The sequence below is a fragment of the Variovorax sp. dw_308 genome, assembly GCF_019207085.1.
Lineage (GTDB): Bacteria > Pseudomonadota > Gammaproteobacteria > Burkholderiales > Burkholderiaceae_C > Variovorax.
Genome location: NZ_JAATOM010000004.1, coordinates 45589 through 62563 on the forward strand (window position 1 = coordinate 45589; position 16975 = coordinate 62563).

Here is a 16975-nt window from a genome sequence, read left to right on the forward strand (position 1 = left end):
AGTATCATAGCCACTACATGAAGACCACCCCGAAGACATCGCCCGCGCAAGCGGAAACCGGCTTTGCCTACAGCCGCCCCTTCTTTGAAAACCTGGTCGATACGGCCCTGGCGCATGCCAGGAAGCTCGGCGCCACGGATGCCGGCGCCGAGGCGTCCGAAGGCTGCGGGCTCAGCGTCTCGGTGCGCAAGGGCGAACTCGAGAACGTCGAGCGCAACCGCGACAAGTCGCTCGGCATCACGGTCTACGTGGGCCATCGCCGCGGCAACGCCAGCACCTCGGACTTCTCCGAGGCTGCCATTGCGCAGACCGTGCAGGCGGCCTACGACATCGCGCGCTTCACCGCGGAAGACCCGGTCAGCGGCCTGCCGGACGAAGAAGACATCGTCAAGGAGCAGCCCGATCTCGACCTGTTCCATCCGTGGGCGGTGACGAGCGAGGAAGCCGCGCGCATCGCGCTCGAATGCGAAGCGGCGGCGCTGTCGACCGACAAGCGCATCACCAACAGCGAAGGCGCCGGCGTCTCGGCGCAGCAGAGCCATTTCTTCAGTGCGCACACGCATGGGTTCCGAGGCGGCTATGCCAGTTCGCGCCACTCCATCTCGGTTGCGCCGATCGCCGGCAAGGGCGACGACATGCAGCGCGATGCCTGGTACAGCTCGATGCGCTCGGCCGATGAGTTGGCGGCGCCGGCGGCCATCGGCCGTTACGCGGCGGAGCGGGCGTTGAGCCGGCTGAAGGCGCGCAAGATCAAGACCATCGAATGCCCGGTGCTGTTCGAGTCGCCGCTGGCCGCGGGTCTGCTCGGCGGACTGGTGCAGGCCACGAGCGGCGGTGCGCTCTATCGAAAGAGCACTTTCCTGCTCGATTCGCTCGGCAAGGCGGTGCTGCCCGACCACATCGACGTGGCGGAAGACCCGCACGTGCTGCGCGGCAAGGGCAGCTCGCCCTTCGACGACGAAGGCGTGACGACCCAGGCGCGCAAGGTGGTGGATGCGGGACGGCTGCAAGGCTATTTCCTCAGCACCTATTCCGCTCGCAAGCTCGGCATGAAGACCACCGGCAATGCCGGCGGCTCGCACAACCTGACGCTGCGCTCGCGCCTCACGCAGGCAGGCGATGACCTCGACGCCATGCTCGCCAAGCTCGGCACCGGCCTGTTCGTGATCGAGCTGATGGGGCAGGGCGTCAACTACGTGACCGGCGACTACTCGCGCGGCGCGAGCGGCTTCTGGGTCGAGAAGGGGCGCATCGCGTTCCCGGTGCAGGAGATCACCATCGCCGGCAACCTCAAGGACATGCTGATGGGCATCGAGGCGGTGGGCGCCGACGTCTACAACTATGGCGCCAAGTCGACCGGCTCGTTGCTGGTCAATCGCATGAAGGTCGCGGGCTCATAGGCTTGCGCCTTGCGACAGCAGGTGGTCCAGCAAGCGGCGCGTGTTGGGTGAGAGTTCTTCCACGCGGCGCGCGCAGGCCAGCAGCGTGCGCGCGGCCCAGTCGTCGCTGAGGGCGGCGCACCGGATCTTCATGGTTGCCGCGCATCGCCCGGCTGCGGTGAGCGGCACGATGCCGACGCCGATGCCCTGTTCCACCATCCCGCAGACCGACTCGAAGCTGCGCACGCGCACGCGGTAGTTCAGCCGCTTGCCCATGCGGCGCGCCTGCTGGGCAATGTGCTCCTGCAGCGGATTGCCGTTGGCAAGGCCGATGAATTCGCTGCCGACCACATCGGCCAATGCCACGCGGCGGCGCCGCGCGAGCGCATGGCCGCGCGGCACGACCAGGACCAGGTCGTCGCGGCGGAACACGAACTGCGCGAGCCCCGTGGTGTCGACCGCATCCGAGACGATGCCGATGTCGCACAGGCCGCCATGCAGCGCCTCCACGATGTCCTGGCTGGCGCGCTCTTCCAGATCCACCGAAACGCGCGGATGCAGCGCCAGGAAGCGCGCGAGCGGCGCGGGCAGGTGTTCGGTCATGGCCGAGGTGTTGCATTGCACGCGGACATGGCCTTGCAGGCCGGTGCCGTAGTCGCCCAGTTCGCCGTGCAGTTGTTCCATCTGCTGGCGCACCACCCGCGCATGGTGCAGCAGCGTGCGACCGGCCTCGGTGGGCGTCACGCCCTGGGCATGGCGCAGCAGCAGCGGACTGCCCAATGCGTCCTCCATGCCGCGCACGCGCTGGCTGGCAGAAGCGAGCGTCATGTGCGTGCGTTCGGCGCCGGCGGTGATGGAGCCGGCTTCGACGACATTGAGAAACAGCCGCAGGTCGGTCAGGTCGAATCGCATGGATGCCAAGGTAGCACGGGTGCTTCGCCAATCGATCGGGCCAGAGGCGGCCCGGTCGGGGGCTCAGTCCCTGCCTGAGGCTGGCTGCGCGAGATCCGCATTTTCGGCCTCCGGCTTCGCCGGCAGACTTGCCTTTCCATCAAGGTTGAAGAAAGAGGCATTGCATGACGATCTGGACCACATGGGTGGCGACCGCGGCCGTGTTCGTGCTGGCGGGCATGGTGAAAGGCGTGATCGGGCTCGGGCTGCCCACCGTGTCGATGGCGTTGCTGGCGCTGTGGATGCCGCCGGCCCAGGCGGCCGCGCTGCTGATCGTTCCTTCGCTGGTCACCAACGCGTGGCAGGCGGGGCCGCGCTCGACCTTGGCGGCGATGCTGCGACGGCTGGGCGGCATGCAGGTCGGCATCGTCGCGGGGACGCTCGGCGGGGCCGTCCTGTTCGGCGCGCCTGCGGGCGCATGGGCGTCGGTGCTGCTGGGGCTGGCGCTGGTCGGCTACGCGGTGTGGGGACTCGCGGGTTGGCGAGTGCAGGTGCCGGCAGGTCATGCGCACTGGATGGGCCCCGTGGCCGGCGCCCTGACCGGCCTGCTGACGGCATTGACCGGGGTCTTCGTGCTGCCTGCCGTTCCGTATCTGCAGGGTCTGGGGCTGGAGAAGGACGAATTGATCCAGGCCATGGGCATGTCGTTCACCACGTCGACACTGGCCCTCGCGCTGGGCCTGGCCCTGAGCGGCGGTTTTGCCGGCGCGGCGTTGCAAGCGTCGCTGCCGATGCTGCTGCCGGCGTTGCTCGGGATGGTCGCCGGCTCGGCGTTGCGGCAGCGCTTGCCGGTGGCCGCCTTCCGGCGCTGCTTCTTCGTGGGTCTCGCGCTGCTCGGCGCCTACATGGCGGGCCGGCAGTGGGCCCACTGATGCGACTTCGCAATCAAAAACGCATCACTGCGTTGGACCGCCTTGCCGTGCTACAGCACTGCCTGCGCCGCTCCGCCTTGTTCTGCGCTTGATTGCAAAGTCGCACGGAACACTGGGATCGCCTCAGTGCGGCCTGGCGCACTATCGGGCTGAGGCCTGCGCCCGAAGCGCGGCGCGCACGCGCTCGATGACCCGGCGGTAGGGCAAGGCGAAGTCGTCCGTGTTGTCCTGCGGGGCGAGCCAGCGAAACGAGAAGACGAGCCCATCCTCTTCCGGGCTGCCCATGGCGACGTGCTCGAAGGCCTCCGGCAGCGGCGCGCTGCTGCGCATCAGGTACAGGTGCCAGAGCTGCGGGTGGCGTCGCTTGTTGCCTTCGACGCCGGCTTCGCAATGGCGGTCCAGGGTGCCGAGGTCTTGCAGGTCGCCGGTGTACGCGATGCCCGACTCCTCGAGCAGTTCGCGGCGCACGGCATCTTCCGGATGTTCGCCCGGCTCGACCGTGCCCTTGGGCAATTGCATACCGCCGTCGACCGGGTGGTCGAACACCAGCAGGCGGCCCTGTGCATCCACAAGGCAGGCGCAGGCCTTGAGGACGGGACGGGTCATGCCTCAGCCCGGGCGAAGATGCCCGCGCTCATGCGCCGCTGAGAGCCGCCTTGACCGCGGCGCTGACCTGGCCCATGTCGGCCTTGCCGGCGAGCCTGGTCTTGACGGTGCCCATCACCTTGCCCATGTCGCCGGGGCCCTTGGCGCCCAGCTCGGCGACGATGGCCTTGACCTCGACCGCCACTTCGTCGGCGCTCATGCGCTGCGGCAGGTAGACCTCCAGCACCTTGATCTCGGCGGCTTCCTTGTCGGCCAGGTCCTGGCGGCCACCCTGGGTGAAGGCGGCGACCGAATCCTTGCGCTGCTTGACCAGCTTGTCGACGATGGCCACGACCATCGCGTCGTCCAATTCAACGCGCTCGTCCACTTCCTTCTGCTTCAGGGCGGCCAACAGCAGGCGGATGGTGCCGAGGCGCTCGGAGTCCTTGGCACGCATGGCGGTCTTCATGTCTTCGGTGATCTTTTCTTTGAGGCTCATGGCGAATCCTGGGGAGGGGAAGCAAAAACAAAAGCCGCGGCAGGTTACCCCGGCGCGGCTCGGATCACTGGCGTGCGGCCAGCGGAAGCTGTGCTTAGTACAGCTTCTTGGGGAGCTGCATGCTGCGCACGCGCTTGTAGTGGCGCTTGACGGCAGCGGCCTTCTTGCGCTTGCGCTCGGCGGTCGGCTTTTCGTAGAACTCGCGGGCGCGCAGGTCGGTCAGCAGGCCGAGCTTTTCGATGGTGCGCTTGAAGCGACGCAGTGCGACGTCGAAGGGCTCGTTTTCTTTAACGCGGATGGTGGTCATTGATGAATCGTTGAACTGGATTTGGCCCGGAGAGATCGAGGCCCCGGGCCGGGGTTCCTCAACTGAAAATTTTGGGCGGCCGTTGAGGGGAGGCCAGAAGTTAGCCAAAGATTATAGCAACAAAAGGCTATGGGGCAGCTTTTTGCACAAGGCTCAGCCGTTGCCGCGCACGGCTGCCAGCGCCCCGGCGCAGGCGAACGCGCTGGCCCAGGCCCACTGGAAGTTGTAACCGCCGAGCCAACCCGTGACGTCGACCACCTCGCCGATGAAGTAGAGGCCGGGCTGCTTCTTTGCCTCCATCGTCTGCGATGACAGCTCGCGCGTGTCGATGCCGCCGGCCGTCACCTCGGCCTTTTTGTAACCTTCGGTGCCGGCGGGCGTGATCTGCCAGCGGGCGATGCGCTCGGCCAGTGCCTGCAGCGCGCGGTCGGCTGCTTCATTGATGGGGCGCTGCAGGGCCGGTTCCTCGCCCACCCAGGCGTCCGCGAGGCGCGAAGGCACCAGCGAGGCCAGTTCGTTGTTGATCCGCTTGCGCGACCGGGCCTTGGCCTCGCCGAGCGCGGCGGCGACGTCGACACCGGGTGCGAAGTCGATGGTCAGGGGCGTGCCTTCCTTCCAGTAGCTGGAGATCTGCAGCACCGCCGGCCCTGACAGTCCGCGGTGCGTGAACAACAGGTCTTCCAGGAAAAACATGCGCTCCTTCCTGGCGCCGGTCTCGATCTGCACCGGCAGCGCCAGCCCAGCCAGGCCGGCGTAAGGCGCCCAGCCTTCGCCGGCGAAAGTCAGCGGCACCAGCGCGGGACGCGGCGGGATGACGTCCAGGCCGAACTGGCGCGCGATGCGATAGCCGAAATCGCTCGCGCCAAGCTGCGGGATCGACAGGCCGCCTGTGGCGACGACGATGTTCGCGGCCTCGACCGCACCGCGGCTGGTTTCGACCTGGTAGCTGCCCGTGGCCTTGCCATCCGCCGCCGAATACGCGAGCGATTTCACGCTGCACGGCTGCCAGTGCGTGACGCCGCCCTCGGCGCATTCGGCCAGCAGCATGTCGATGATCTGCTGCGACGGGCCATCGCAGAACAACTGGCCCTTGTGCTTCTCGTGGTGCGCGATGCCGTGGCGGTCCACCAGGGCGATGAATTGCTGCGAGGTATAGCGCGACAGCGCCGACCGGCAGAAATTCGGGTTCTCGCCGACGAAGTGCTTCTGCGGCGCGCGCGGGTCCAGGTCGCGATTGGTGAAGTTGCAGCGTCCGCCGCCCGAGATGCGGATCTTCTCGGCAATGCGTTCGCTGTGGTCGATGAGCAGCACCTTCCGGCCGCGCTGGCCGGCCTGCGCCGCGCAGAACAGGCCGGCGGCGCCAGCACCGATGACCACGACGTCGAAATTCATTGCGTCAGCCATGGTCAACGGTCCTGCAGACGTTCATCGCGACGTCGCCCCATCCGCCGTGATCACCGGCATCGGGTTGTATTTCAGATGCCCGACGTAGCGCAGCGGTTGCGTCGCCGGGATCGACGGCACGTCGCCTTCGCGCATGTGCAGCAGGTCGGCCGGGCTGACCCAGCGCGGGTCGGCGGTGGTGATCGGCTTGCCGGCCTGGTTGTAGGCCTCCAGCACGAACTGGGAGCAGAAGAAGCGGTCGTTGCGGCTGGCGCCCAGTTGCACCGTGGCCATGCCGGTGACGCAGAAGTTGCTGACCGCCGACGGCACCAGCGGCAACTCGCACATGCGGCGATTCAGCACGAAGGGTGCATCCAGCATCACGCCGACGGTGTTGTAGGGCGTGCCCACCTGCGACAAGGCCCAGGCGCGCATGCGCTCGACATGGGCTTCGTCGAGGCCGGGCGCGCGAAAGGCCACCACCATCTGTTCCTCTGCGATCACTTCGTCGAGGCCGCGCGCGCGCACGCCGCTGCCCACGGCCTCGGCGATGCGCCCGTCACCCAGGTAGAGCACCGCATGGCTCACCGGCGCGAAGCTGCCGAGGCGGATCCCAAACGACTTGATGGTGGCGACCGAGGTCAGCAGGATGTCGCCGGGTTCGAGCGCGGCAACGGTGATGAGTTCCCCGCCGTTGCCGGGCGCAATGGCCGAACTCTGGATGCGAAGGGCTGGCGGCGTGTCCCGGATCGGAAGGTCCACGCGCGAGGCGCAGGCTGACATCAACAGCGCCGCGCAAGTCGCGGCGACCATGGCTGGAAGTCTCATCATCCCTTCCAGACGAACGGAAACTTGAGCTGCTTGAAGAAGCCGTTCGGCACGTAGTCGCCGACCACGCCGTAGTGCTCGGGCCACAGCCTGGTGCTCTTCACGGCGGTGCCGAAGAGGTAGTCGAGGAAGGCGTAGTGCGCCGCGTAGTTCTTGTCGATCGCCTCGTCGTCCTGGCTGTGGTGCCAATGGTGGAAGTTGGGCGTGACGATGATGTAGCGCAGCGGCCCGAGGCGCACGTTCACATTGCAATGGTTGAAGACCGCCTGGAACCCGACCACCACGATGTACGCGTCGATCACTTCCTTGCTGAAGCCCAGCACGTAGATCGGCGCGAGCACCAGCGTGCGGGTGATCAGCAGCTCGAGGATGTGCTGGCGCGAGCCGGCCATCCAGTCCATGCTCTTCACGCTGTGGTGCACCGCATGCAGGCGCCACAGCAGCGGGACCTCGTGGTAGCCGCGATGGGTCCAGTACTGCACCAGGTCGGCCACGAGGATGATGAGCAGCAGCCCGGCCCAGAACGGCAGGTTGGCCACCCAGCCGCGGATGCCGTCGTGGGCCGCCCAGCCGAACAGCTTGTGCACCAGCAGGTTGGTCGCCAGCAGCACGAAGCCCACGATCATGTGGTTGACGATGAAGTGGTGCAGGTCAGTCTGCCACTCGTCGCGGAACACCGGCTGCTCCTTGCGGTAGGCGAACAGCTTCTCGATGAAGATGAAGATCAGCGACGAGCCGAGCAGGTCGAGGATGAACCAGTCGAGCCCGATGTAGGGCGTGTGGTCGGGGAAGTTGCTGTCCACCGGAACCTTGTGGCCGCCCAGCAGCAGTGCGGCCGCGACCAGCAGGAACGCGAAGGCCGACAGCCAGCGTGCCCGGTTGAAGATCACGTTGACCAGCGACATGCCGCCCGCGATCACCATGGCCGCCAGCAGGATGAAGCGCATCACGTCGACGTTGTAGCTGCGGCGCAGCTCCGGCGTCGTGAGGTATTGCGGGAAATGGAAGGCCAGCACGCCCAGCAAGCACAGGATGCCGAGGGTCAGCGCGATGGTTCCTGTGACTAATCCCTTGCCCGGTTGAAGTTCACCGTGGCTCTCACTGAATTCGTTGAGTTTTTCGAGCATTTCTAGCTTTCCGCCATCGGGTGACAGATGGATCATCCCTGTCATTATTTTTGAACCAGCCGGTTGCGATTGTCAGTGGGTCATTCCCTCGTCGCATCCCCGGCCGGAGGGAGCTCATAACATGGATGCGTTGTATCCGGCAGGTCCGGACGCGGGGAAGGATGCGATTGTCAGGGCTACCGCTGCGTACCGCCGGCAAGCCTGGCTCGCGATGTCGGCATTGCTGGCATTTGTTGCCGCTTACCTGGGTTTTTCAGGGTGGCTGGCCTGGAAGGCATGGGTGTTGATCGGGGCGTCGCTGCATGGCTCGCCCGACGGCGTGCGGCAACTGGCGGTGGGCGTGGCGGCAGGCTTCCTGGCCTTCTTCATGCTCAAGGCGCTGGTGTTCGTGCGGCGCGGCGAGCTGGGTTCGCTCACGGAGATTTCTGCCGCGGAACAACCGCGCCTGTTCGCCTTCCTGCACCGCCTGGCCGACGAAGCCAATGCGCCGAGGCCGCACAAGGTGTACCTTTCGACCCGCGTCAATGCGGCGGTGTTCTACGACCTGTCGCTGGCCAACCTGTTGCTGCCCTCGCGCAAGAACCTTGAGATCGGGCTGGCGCTGGTCAACATGCTGACGGTGTCGGAGTTCAAGGCCGTGCTGGCCCATGAGTTCGGGCATTTCGCGCAGCGCACGATGGCGGTCGGGCGCTGGGTTTACCTGGCGCAGCAGATTGCCGGGCACGTCGTGGCCAAGCGCGACCGCTTCGACAACTTCCTCGGCGGCCTGTCGCGCGCCGACATCCGCGTAGCCTGGGTGGGCTGGATGTTCTCGCTGCTGGTGTGGGCCATCCGCTCGCTGGTGGACAGCTTGTTCCGCGTGGTGGTGCTGGCCGACCGCGCGCTGTCGCGCGAGATGGAGTTCCAGGCCGACCGCGTGGCCGTGGGCCTGGCGGGCAGCGATGCGCTGGTGCATGCGCTCTACAGGATGCAGGCGGCCGAGACGGCCTGGGACCGCACACTGGAGTTCGCCAACCAGCAGTTGAAGAAAGGCCAGGCGACGGCCGACCTCTACGACATCCAGGCCCGCGTGCTGGTCAAGTTGCGCGCGGTCTACGACGATCCCGGCTACGGCGTGCCGCCCGCATCGTCGGCTCCGGCGGCGCATCGGGTCTTCAAGCGCGACAAGATCCAGATGTCGCGCATGTGGTCGACGCACCCGGCCAGCCACGAGCGCGAAGAGAACGCCAAGAGCGTGTACTTGTCGGCGGAGCTGCGCGGCGAGTCGAGCTGGACCCTGTTCAACGAGCCGCATGCGTTGCGCGAGCGGATCTGCGCCAGCCTGATCCGCCACATCGAACCGGCACCGGCCGTGGCTTCGCGCGAAGCCTCGCAAGCGGCGCTCGATGCCGAGTACGACCGCGAGTCCTACCGCCGTCAATACCGCGGGCTCTACCTGGCCCGCGCCGTCACGCGATCGGCGACGACGGCGGAACAGTTGTTCGATCCGGAAGGGCCCGCGCATGGTTCGGCGCAGTTGTACCCCGAGTCGCTGTCCTGCGACCTCGAAAGGCTGGACGCGCTGTGCCACGAGCGCGCCGCGCTGACCGCGCTTCGCAACGGCGCTGCCGTGAGCGCGGGCACGCGGCTGGAACATCGTGGACGCCCGATCAGGCGGCGCGATCTCGCGGGCGTGATCGAGGAGGTCACGCGGGAGATCGCCGACATCGAACGCGCGCTGGCCGCGCATGACAGGCTGTGCCGCAGCACCTGCCGCGTGCTGGCCTCCAGGGCAGGCGCCGAGTGGGAGGCCAGCTGGTTCGGCCTGCTGCGCCTGCTGCACTACGCCGAGCACGCCGAAGCCAACCTGCTCGACATGCACGCCGTCCTGCAGAACACGGTCGCGATGGTCACGGCCAAGCGCAAGACCAGCCCCAAGGATGCGGAGCGCGCCTTGCGTGACGCCGGCGCCTTGTTCATGCTGATGTCGCAGGTCTCGCGCGAGCGCAGTTGCATGCTGCCGGGCCCCGAGGTGATGGCGCTGCTCGGGCATGCGAGCTGGGAGCAGATGCTGGACATTGGCGATTTCGATTTCGTGCCTCCGTCGCACGAGAACTTCAACGAGTGGCTGAAAGCGCTCGACAGCTGGCTCAATCCGATCACGCGCGCCCTGCGCTGTCTGAGGCGTGCGGCGCTGGACAGCCTGCTGCTGGCGGAGGCACGGCTGCGTGACGCGGCCATCGCGCGGCAGCCTGCGGGCGATGCGCTGCTGATGCCTGTCACGCCGGAGCGCTACGACACGCTGGTCACCGGACAGGAGCGGCCGCGACAACTGAGGCTCGACGCGTGGTCGCGGTTCCAGATCGCCGATGGATGGTGGGCCGGCACTGCGCGCATTGCCGTGGCGGGTGGCGTCGTTGCCAGCCTGATGGGCGTGAGCACGTCCTGGGGTACGTCGCGGGTCACGGCCTTCAACGGCCTGGGTCGCAATGTCGAGGTGCAGTTGGGCGGGCAGCGGACGGTGCTGGCGGCCGGTGCGTCGATGCAGTTCGAGGTCGAGGCCAACCAGCCGCTCGCCCTGACGGCGCGCACCACCGATGGCGCGGAGATCGAATCGCTGACCGTTACGCCAGAAGAGGTCGGCGCGCGCTACGTCTACAACATCGCGGGCGCCAGTCCCCTGGTGGCCTGGACGGCGACCTATGGCGACGCAGCGGCCCGCCCGGCCAGGCTGCTGGGCGCGCCGCGCTGGTCGAGCCCGTCGGCGCAACATGTGCTCGAAGCGCCGCCGAAGCAGATCAGGACCTCGGGCGGCGGTGGCACGCGCGAAGCCTTGAGCGCCGCCGAAACGCGCTCGGTGCGCGAGAACCTCGGCCTGCTGGAAAGCGATGCGGAGCGCAACGCGCTGATCGCGATGCATGCGCGCTGGGACGACGTGGAATCTGGCGATCTGCTCGACTGGGTCATGCTGGCGCAAGCCTTGCCGGGGCGCGATGCGATCCTGCGCGAACGGCTGCAGCGCAACCCCTATGAAGTCGTCGCGCTGCGAGCACTGCAGGATGAAGCAACGCCCGGTGAGCGACAGCGTATTTGCGACCGCCACCGGGAACTGCAGCGGGCACGCCCCGACCAGGGCGACCTGGTCTATCTGACGGTGCGCTGCATCGGCGATGAAGCGGTGCGGGACGCGACCTTCAAGCGCGGCGCGGCCCAGTATCCGGACAGCGTCTGGTTCGCCTACGCGGCCGCCCATGTGTGGGCTGCCGAGCAGGCCTGGCCGCAGGCGCGGCAGGCGCTGGAAGCGGCGGCGAGGAGTGCGCCGCTGCGCAACGCCGTGTCGATGGAGCTGGCGCGCATCCGCCGCATCGAAGGTGGCGAGGGCGCCGATCTTGCCGACCTGGCTGCTCATTCCAAAGTGCTCAAGACCCTGGTCGAGTTGCGCGGTGGAAACTTGTCGCTATCGGACGGGGCAGCGCTTGGCTACGCCGCATTGGACCGGGGCCAACTCGACAGGGCGCTCGCACTCGCCGAGGCCCCGTCGGCGCCGGAACATCGGCTGGCGCTGATGGTCGGGGCGTCCGACGGCGCCGGGCCTGCGGCCGTCGCCGCGGCACTCAAGGCGCAAGCCCGCCTGGCGATGGATCTCGACAATGCCTGGATGGCCATCGGCCTCGCGATCAAGTCGGGGCAGAAGACCGATCACGTGCTGGCTGCACTCGTGCGCCGGTTGCCGGCCGCCGAGATGAAGGCGCTGAGCGACTTCGTGGCGGGCCTGGAAGCCTTGCGTGACCAGTCGCACGACCCGGTGCGGCCCGAGTCGGAATTCCGCGACCGGATCCACCTGGAGGCCATGCTGCAAGGCGTGTCGCCGCAACTGCGGGCGCAGGCCTACGGCATCGGGCTCATCGCCTGGGGCCAGCGTGCGCCGGCACCGTGGCGGAGCTTTGCAAAGCGGGCGCTGCTGCCAGCGGAGCGGCCCTACTTCAGCGGCTGAAAGCTTCTCAAGTCCCGAAGCGGGACTGGTTCTCCGCACCGGCCGCGGCCAGGCCGCGCAGCACGTCGCCCACGACGATGATCGACGGGCTCGCGAGGGCGGCCTCCGCAATGCCGGCCTGCAACCGGGACAGCGTGGTCGCGATGTGGCGTTGCTGCGGCAGGCTCGCATGCTGGATCACCGCCACCGGCGTATCGCCGGGCAGACCCTCTAGCAGTTCGTTCTGGATGTGCTGCACGCCGGACACACCCATGTAGATCACCAGCGTGAGCCGCGCGTCGCGCACCGTGGCGGCCAGGACGCGCCAGTCCGTCGGGGCCTCGGCCGCGCCGGCGCCGGTCTTGGCATGGCCGGTGACGAACACCACGCCCTGTGCATGGTCGCGGTGCGTGAGCGGTACGTTGAGCGAGGTCACCGCCGCCAGGCCCGCAGTGATGCCGTTGACCACGGTGCATTCGATGCCGGCTTCGCGCAGGTGCTCGACCTCCTCGCCGCCGCGGCCGAAGATGAATGGGTCGCCGCCCTTGAGGCGCACCACGGCTTCGCCTTCGCGCACGGCGGTGATCATGAGCTTCTCGATGAAGGCCTGCGGCGTGCTCTTGCAGCCGCCGCGCTTGCCCACGTGGACGATGCGCGCCTCGGGCCGCGCATAGCCGAGGATCGCGTCGTCGACCAGGTCGTCGACGAAGAGCACGGTGGCCGCATGGATCGCCTTGACGGCCTTCAGCGTCAGCAGGTCCGGGTCGCCCGGGCCGGCGCCGACGAGCGTGCAAGTGCCTTGGGAGGGGAATGTGGGTTTGCTCATAGCCGGTTCGCCAGTTGCTTGATGTGTTCGACCTGTTGCGCGATCGCGGCCGGCACGGGCGCCTCGCCGGCCAGCACGCGCCGCGTGTAGTCGGCGGTCGTCTCGATGTCGATCTCGGTCGGCAGGCCCTCGACCTCGGCATGCGTGCCGGGTTGCTGCGCCTGCAGTTCGATGCGGGCGCCGCGCAGGAAGCCGTCGATCTGCGCAGTGCGGCGCGGGTCCGACACCACCTCGCCTTCGAGGCCGCGCGAGAGCAGGGCAGTGATGCCCATCAGCTCGAAGGTGGCGGCCATCGATTCGGCATACGCCGGGTGGGTGTAGCTGCCGACGACGACACATTCGCCTTCGGTCGGCTGCATCAGCTTGACGACGCTGTGGCCCGGGTTGCGCAGGCCCACCACGCGGCGCACGTCGAGCAGGCGCTTGAGGCCGGGGCTGAGGAGTTCCGTCGGGGCGAAGGCGACCTGGCCGTCGGCGATGGGGGCGATGGACGTCATCGGCAGGGTGCCGAGCGCGGCGAGCACGCTGGACGCCAGGACGCGAGTGGATTCGGTGGCCGCGCCGTGTACCAGCACGGGCAGGCCTTCGCGTGCCAGCAGCAACGCCAGCAGCGGCGTAAGCACCGGCAACTTGCGCGCGCCGTTGTAGCTGGGCAGCACGATGAGGGGACGGTCGCTGGCCGGGATGCGGTGCAGGCGGGCATGCGTTGCGTCGAGAAAGCCGGCCATCTCGTCGGGCGTCTCGCCCTTGATGCGCATGGCCAGGCAGAAGCCGCCGACCTCCAGGTCGGTGACGGTGCCGTCCAGCACCTGGCCGAACAGGTCGGTGGCCTGCGCGCGGGTGAGCGGCTTCGCGCCGCGTGCGCCGCGGCCGATTTCCTTGATGTATTGGCTGATTCCCATGGGTGCGCGGATTGTCCCGCATGCGTTATGCCAATACGTGAGTCGGCTTATGCCTGCGTGGATTGCATCCGAGGTCACTGGGGCCCCCACGCTCGGCACTTCGTGTCCTCGCTGCCCCCCGAGGGGGCATGAGCTTGTTTGGGGCGGCCCGGCACCGCGCTCACGGCGCCGCCTCCGCCACTTCCGCGCGGACCATGCGCCGCAGCTCCGGCAGGCAGGAGCCGCAGTTGGTGCCGCATTGCAGCGCGCCCTGGAGCGTGGCCAGGCGCTGGTCGTCGTTGCCGGTGCAGCCCTGCAGCGTCTGGCCGATGGCCGTCTCGGTCACGCCAAAGCAACCGCAGACGATCTTGCCGCGCGCCGCCACGCCCGCCGGCGCCGTCGGTCCGGGGCGCAACAGTTGGCGGCCGAAGGCCTGCGCGGGCAACTGCTCGCGTAGCAGCGCGGTGATCCACGCTTCTGCGCGCGTGTCGCCGGCCAACAGGAAGGCTTCCAGGTGCGCCTCGCCAGCCGCGCTGTCGCGGCGCACCAGGCGCGCGGCGCGGCGCTGGCCGTGGCGGGCATCGGCGTAGCGCAGCGTGTCGGCTGCGGCCAGGCCCAGCAGGGTCTCGATGCGGGCCAGCAAGGCGTCGGCAGCGGCTTCGTGGCTGGCGGCGCGAAACAGCAAGCCGGTGCGTTCGGCGGCGCCGGCCGACAGCGCGCCACCGGCGCCGAAGGGCACGCAGCTGGCGAAAGGGAATTCCTTCATCACCCCGCGCAATTCCTGCAGCGTGCTCAGCGCCCGGTCGTCCGGCACCCAGGCGGCCGCGAGCAAGGACCATGGCAACTCGGCCTTGAGGATCTTGATGGCCGCGTGCTTGAGCTCGGGCTGCTTCGAGTCGGGGCAGAAGGCCGGGCTGGTGAGCGCGTTGATGCCGGCGAGCCGATCGCCGTTGGAGGCGCGCCCGCTGAGGTATTCCTCGCCCCAATGCATCGCGACGAAGGCCTGGCTCATGCCGACCTCGCGGCTGGCCTGGGCCGGCAACACGATGCTGCCGCGGCGGGAGGTCAGGTGGACGAGGTCGCCGTCCTTGAGCTGGCGCCGGGCCATGTCCTGCGCATGCATCTGCACGACCGGCTCGGCCACGTGGCCGAACAGCCGGCCCAGCGTGCCGGTGCGGCTCATGCCGTGCCACTGGTCGCGCAACCGGCCGGTGTTGAGGGAGAAGGGGAAGCGGGCCTCGCGCTGTTCCGCGACCGGCTTGTAGGGCGTGTCGACGAAACGGGCGCGGCCATCGGGCGTCGGGAATCGGCCGTCTTCGTAGAGCCGGACGCGGCCGGCCGCGCGGCCTTGCGGCAGGGGCCATTGCTGCGGGCCACGGTCGTCGAGCATGGCCCAGCTCATGCCGGTGATGTCGAGGTCGCGGCCGCGCGTGGTCTCGCGGTGCTCGTTCCAGATCGATTCGGCGCCGACCTCGCTGTCGAGCGTGTAGGGGAAGAGCGTCGTCGACGCGCGCGGGGGCACGCGGGCTTCCAGTCGAAGCGCGAAGTCCGCTGCCGCGGACCAGTCATGCCGGGCCGCGCCGGGCGCCGCGACGGCCGGGCGCACGCGCGAGATGCGGCGCTCGCTATTGGTCACGGTGCCTGTCTTCTCGCCCCATGTGGTGGCGGGCAGCAGCAGGTCGGCATAGACGCAGGTGGCCGTGGTGGCGAAGGCCTCCTGCACGACGACGAACTCGCAGCGTTCGAGCGCACGGCGCACCGTGGCCTGGTCGGGCATCGACTGGGCGGGGTTGGTGCAGGCGATCCACAGTGCCTTGATCTCGCCGTCGGCAGCGGCCTGGAACATTTCGACGGCGGTCTTGCCGGGCACTGCGGGCACGCTCGGCACGCCCCAGAGCGCGGCGACTTCGGCGCGATGGTCCGGGTCGGACAGGTCGCGATGCGCGCTCAGCAGGTTGGCCAAACCGCCGACTTCACGCCCGCCCATGGCATTGGGTTGGCCGGTGAGGGAGAACGGCCCGGCGCCGGGCTTGCCGATCTGCGCCGTGGCCAGGTGCAGGTTGATGAGCGCGGCATTCTTGGCCGTGCCCGAGGACGACTGGTTGAGGCCCTGGCAGTACAGGCTCAGCGTGGCGGCCGAGGTGGCGAAAAGGCGGGCGGCCTCGAGCAGGTCGGCCTTGTCGATGCCGCAGATCTGCGCCACCTTGTCGGGCGTGCATTCGCGCACGGTGGTCTTCAGCGCGTCGAAGCCGCTGGTGTGCGCGGCGATGTATTCGGGCTTGGTCCAGCCTTCCCACAGCATCAGGTGCAGCATCCCGTGGAACAGCATCACGTCGGTGCCGGGCTGGACCGGCAGGAACAGGTCGGCGATCTCGGCCGTGTCGGTGCGGCGCGGGTCGGCCACGACGATCTTCATCGCGGGATTGGCGCGCTTCGCATCCTCGATGCGGCGGAACAGGATCGGATGTGCCCAGGCGGTGTTGCTGCCGACGATGAACAGGCACTGCGCGTCCTTGAAATCGTCGTAGCAGGCCGGTGGCGAATCCGCGCCCAGCGTCTTCTTGTAGCCCGCGACCGCGCTGCTCATGCACAGGCGCGAATTGGTGTCGATGTTGTTGGTGCCGATGAGGCCCTTGGCAAGCTTGTTGAAGACGTAGTAGTCCTCGGTGAGCAACTGGCCGGAGACGTAGAAGCCGACCGCATCGGGGCCGTGCTCGCGGATGACTTGGGCGAACTTGTCGGCGGCGGTGTCGAGAGCGCTGTCCCAGCTGACGGGCTGCGGGGCAGCGCTGCGCTCGAGGCGCTGCATGGGATGCAGCAGGCGCGTCTGGCGCGTGACCTCCGCCGATGCGGTGAGATGCAGGGTCGACCCCTTGGTGCAGAGGCGGCCGAAGTTGGCCGGATGATCGGGGTCGCCACGCACGCCAGTGATCTGGTCGCCCTGCGACTCGATGATCACGCCGCAGCCTACGCCGCAGTAGGGGCAGGTGGACTTGGTTTCTTTCATGGCTTGCGTGCGGTGGGGGCGGGAGTCGTCTCTTGGACAGAGCGCCCGGTACGCGGTGCGGGCCGTGCGACCCTACTGCGCCGGTCGCTTCGCGACTGCCCTGCGCTGCTCGCGTTTCGCGGGGTCCACATGAACTCGCTTCGCTCAGACAGCATGTGGCCCTGATCCGCGAAACGCTGCGCTGCTCGGCGGCGCAGAAGGGATCGCCCGACCCACACCGCGCACCGGGCTTGGGGGTGGCGAAACGCACCGTCCCCTTTGGGGGTGCGGCTGCCCTCACTCCAGCCCTCTCCCAGGGGGAGAGGGAGCAAGACCGGGGCACTGCGTACGGGGGAGTGGGGGCAATGCTGATGCACCACGGACGTGTCCACGGCGGCG

Annotated in this window: 13 protein-coding genes; 3 read left to right on the plus strand and 10 right to left on the minus strand. The window is 68.3% G+C overall.

Features of this window, described 5'->3' with window-relative positions; genetic code table 11:
• Positions 1–17 precede the first annotated feature (17 nt).
• The gene (pmbA, locus tag HCU76_RS09535) at positions 18–1400 is read left to right on the plus strand and encodes a metalloprotease PmbA (protein WP_218509106.1); all 1383 of its coding nucleotides are present in this window, start codon (positions 18–20) and stop codon (positions 1398–1400) included.
• Here the strand turns inward: pmbA and HCU76_RS09540 are convergent.
• Positions 1395–2291 (minus strand): LysR family transcriptional regulator, encoded by an 897-nt coding sequence (locus tag HCU76_RS09540; protein ID WP_213953358.1) that lies wholly within the window; start codon positions 2289–2291, stop codon positions 1395–1397. The two genes, pmbA and HCU76_RS09540, sit on opposite strands and share 6 nt — an antisense overlap.
• Positions 2292–2455: 164 nt before the next feature.
• Between HCU76_RS09540 and HCU76_RS09545 the strand changes: the two genes are divergently transcribed.
• Positions 2456–3202, plus strand: a complete 747-nt coding sequence (locus HCU76_RS09545; protein WP_213953359.1) for a sulfite exporter TauE/SafE family protein — start codon at positions 2456–2458, stop codon at positions 3200–3202.
• A gap of 141 nt (positions 3203–3343) precedes the next feature.
• Here HCU76_RS09545 and HCU76_RS09550 read toward each other — a convergent pair whose 3' ends face one another.
• From HCU76_RS09550 to HCU76_RS09575, 6 genes are all read right to left on the minus strand, one after another.
• The gene (locus tag HCU76_RS09550; protein ID WP_213953360.1) at positions 3344–3808 is read right to left on the minus strand and encodes an NUDIX domain-containing protein; all 465 of its coding nucleotides are present in this window, start codon (positions 3806–3808) and stop codon (positions 3344–3346) included.
• Positions 3809–3836: 28 nt separating this feature from the next.
• Entirely contained in the window at positions 3837–4286 is a 450-nt protein-coding gene (locus tag HCU76_RS09555; RefSeq protein WP_213953361.1) for a GatB/YqeY domain-containing protein, read from the minus strand.
• Between the two features lie 94 nt (positions 4287–4380).
• Complete coding sequence (gene rpsU, locus HCU76_RS09560; RefSeq protein WP_007833691.1) at positions 4381–4593, minus strand: 30S ribosomal protein S21; 213 nt, start codon at positions 4591–4593, stop codon at positions 4381–4383.
• A 153-nt stretch (positions 4594–4746) separates the two neighbouring features.
• Positions 4747–5997 carry an NAD(P)/FAD-dependent oxidoreductase gene (locus HCU76_RS09565; RefSeq protein WP_256354106.1) on the minus strand — a complete coding sequence of 417 codons (1251 nt, stop codon included), beginning with the start codon at positions 5995–5997 and terminating at the stop codon, positions 4747–4749.
• A gap of 21 nt (positions 5998–6018) precedes the next feature.
• Positions 6019–6804 carry a YaeF family permuted papain-like enzyme gene (locus HCU76_RS09570; protein ID WP_256354107.1) on the minus strand — a complete coding sequence of 262 codons (786 nt, stop codon included), beginning with the start codon at positions 6802–6804 and terminating at the stop codon, positions 6019–6021.
• Complete coding sequence (locus HCU76_RS09575) at positions 6804–7931, minus strand: sterol desaturase family protein (protein ID WP_213953363.1); 1128 nt, start codon at positions 7929–7931, stop codon at positions 6804–6806. The genes HCU76_RS09570 and HCU76_RS09575 overlap by 1 nt, the downstream gene beginning before the upstream one ends.
• Positions 7932–8052: 121 nt before the next feature.
• Between HCU76_RS09575 and HCU76_RS09580 the strand changes: the two genes are divergently transcribed.
• Entirely contained in the window at positions 8053–11904 is a 3852-nt protein-coding gene (locus tag HCU76_RS09580; RefSeq protein WP_218509107.1) for a M48 family metallopeptidase, read from the plus strand.
• 7 nt (positions 11905–11911) lie between these two features.
• Here HCU76_RS09580 and cobA read toward each other — a convergent pair whose 3' ends face one another.
• The 3 genes from cobA to HCU76_RS09595 form a co-directional block, all read right to left on the minus strand.
• Positions 11912–12709 (minus strand): uroporphyrinogen-III C-methyltransferase, encoded by a 798-nt coding sequence (gene cobA, locus HCU76_RS09585; protein WP_213953365.1) that lies wholly within the window; start codon positions 12707–12709, stop codon positions 11912–11914.
• The gene (gene ybiB / locus HCU76_RS09590) at positions 12706–13611 is read right to left on the minus strand and encodes a DNA-binding protein YbiB (RefSeq protein ID WP_213953366.1); all 906 of its coding nucleotides are present in this window, start codon (positions 13609–13611) and stop codon (positions 12706–12708) included. The genes cobA and ybiB overlap by 4 nt, the downstream gene beginning before the upstream one ends.
• A gap of 160 nt (positions 13612–13771) precedes the next feature.
• A complete protein-coding gene (locus HCU76_RS09595; protein ID WP_213953367.1) occupies positions 13772–16597 on the minus strand; it encodes a nitrate reductase in 2826 nt (941 codons plus the stop codon).
• Between the last annotated feature and the right edge of the window lie 378 nt (positions 16598–16975).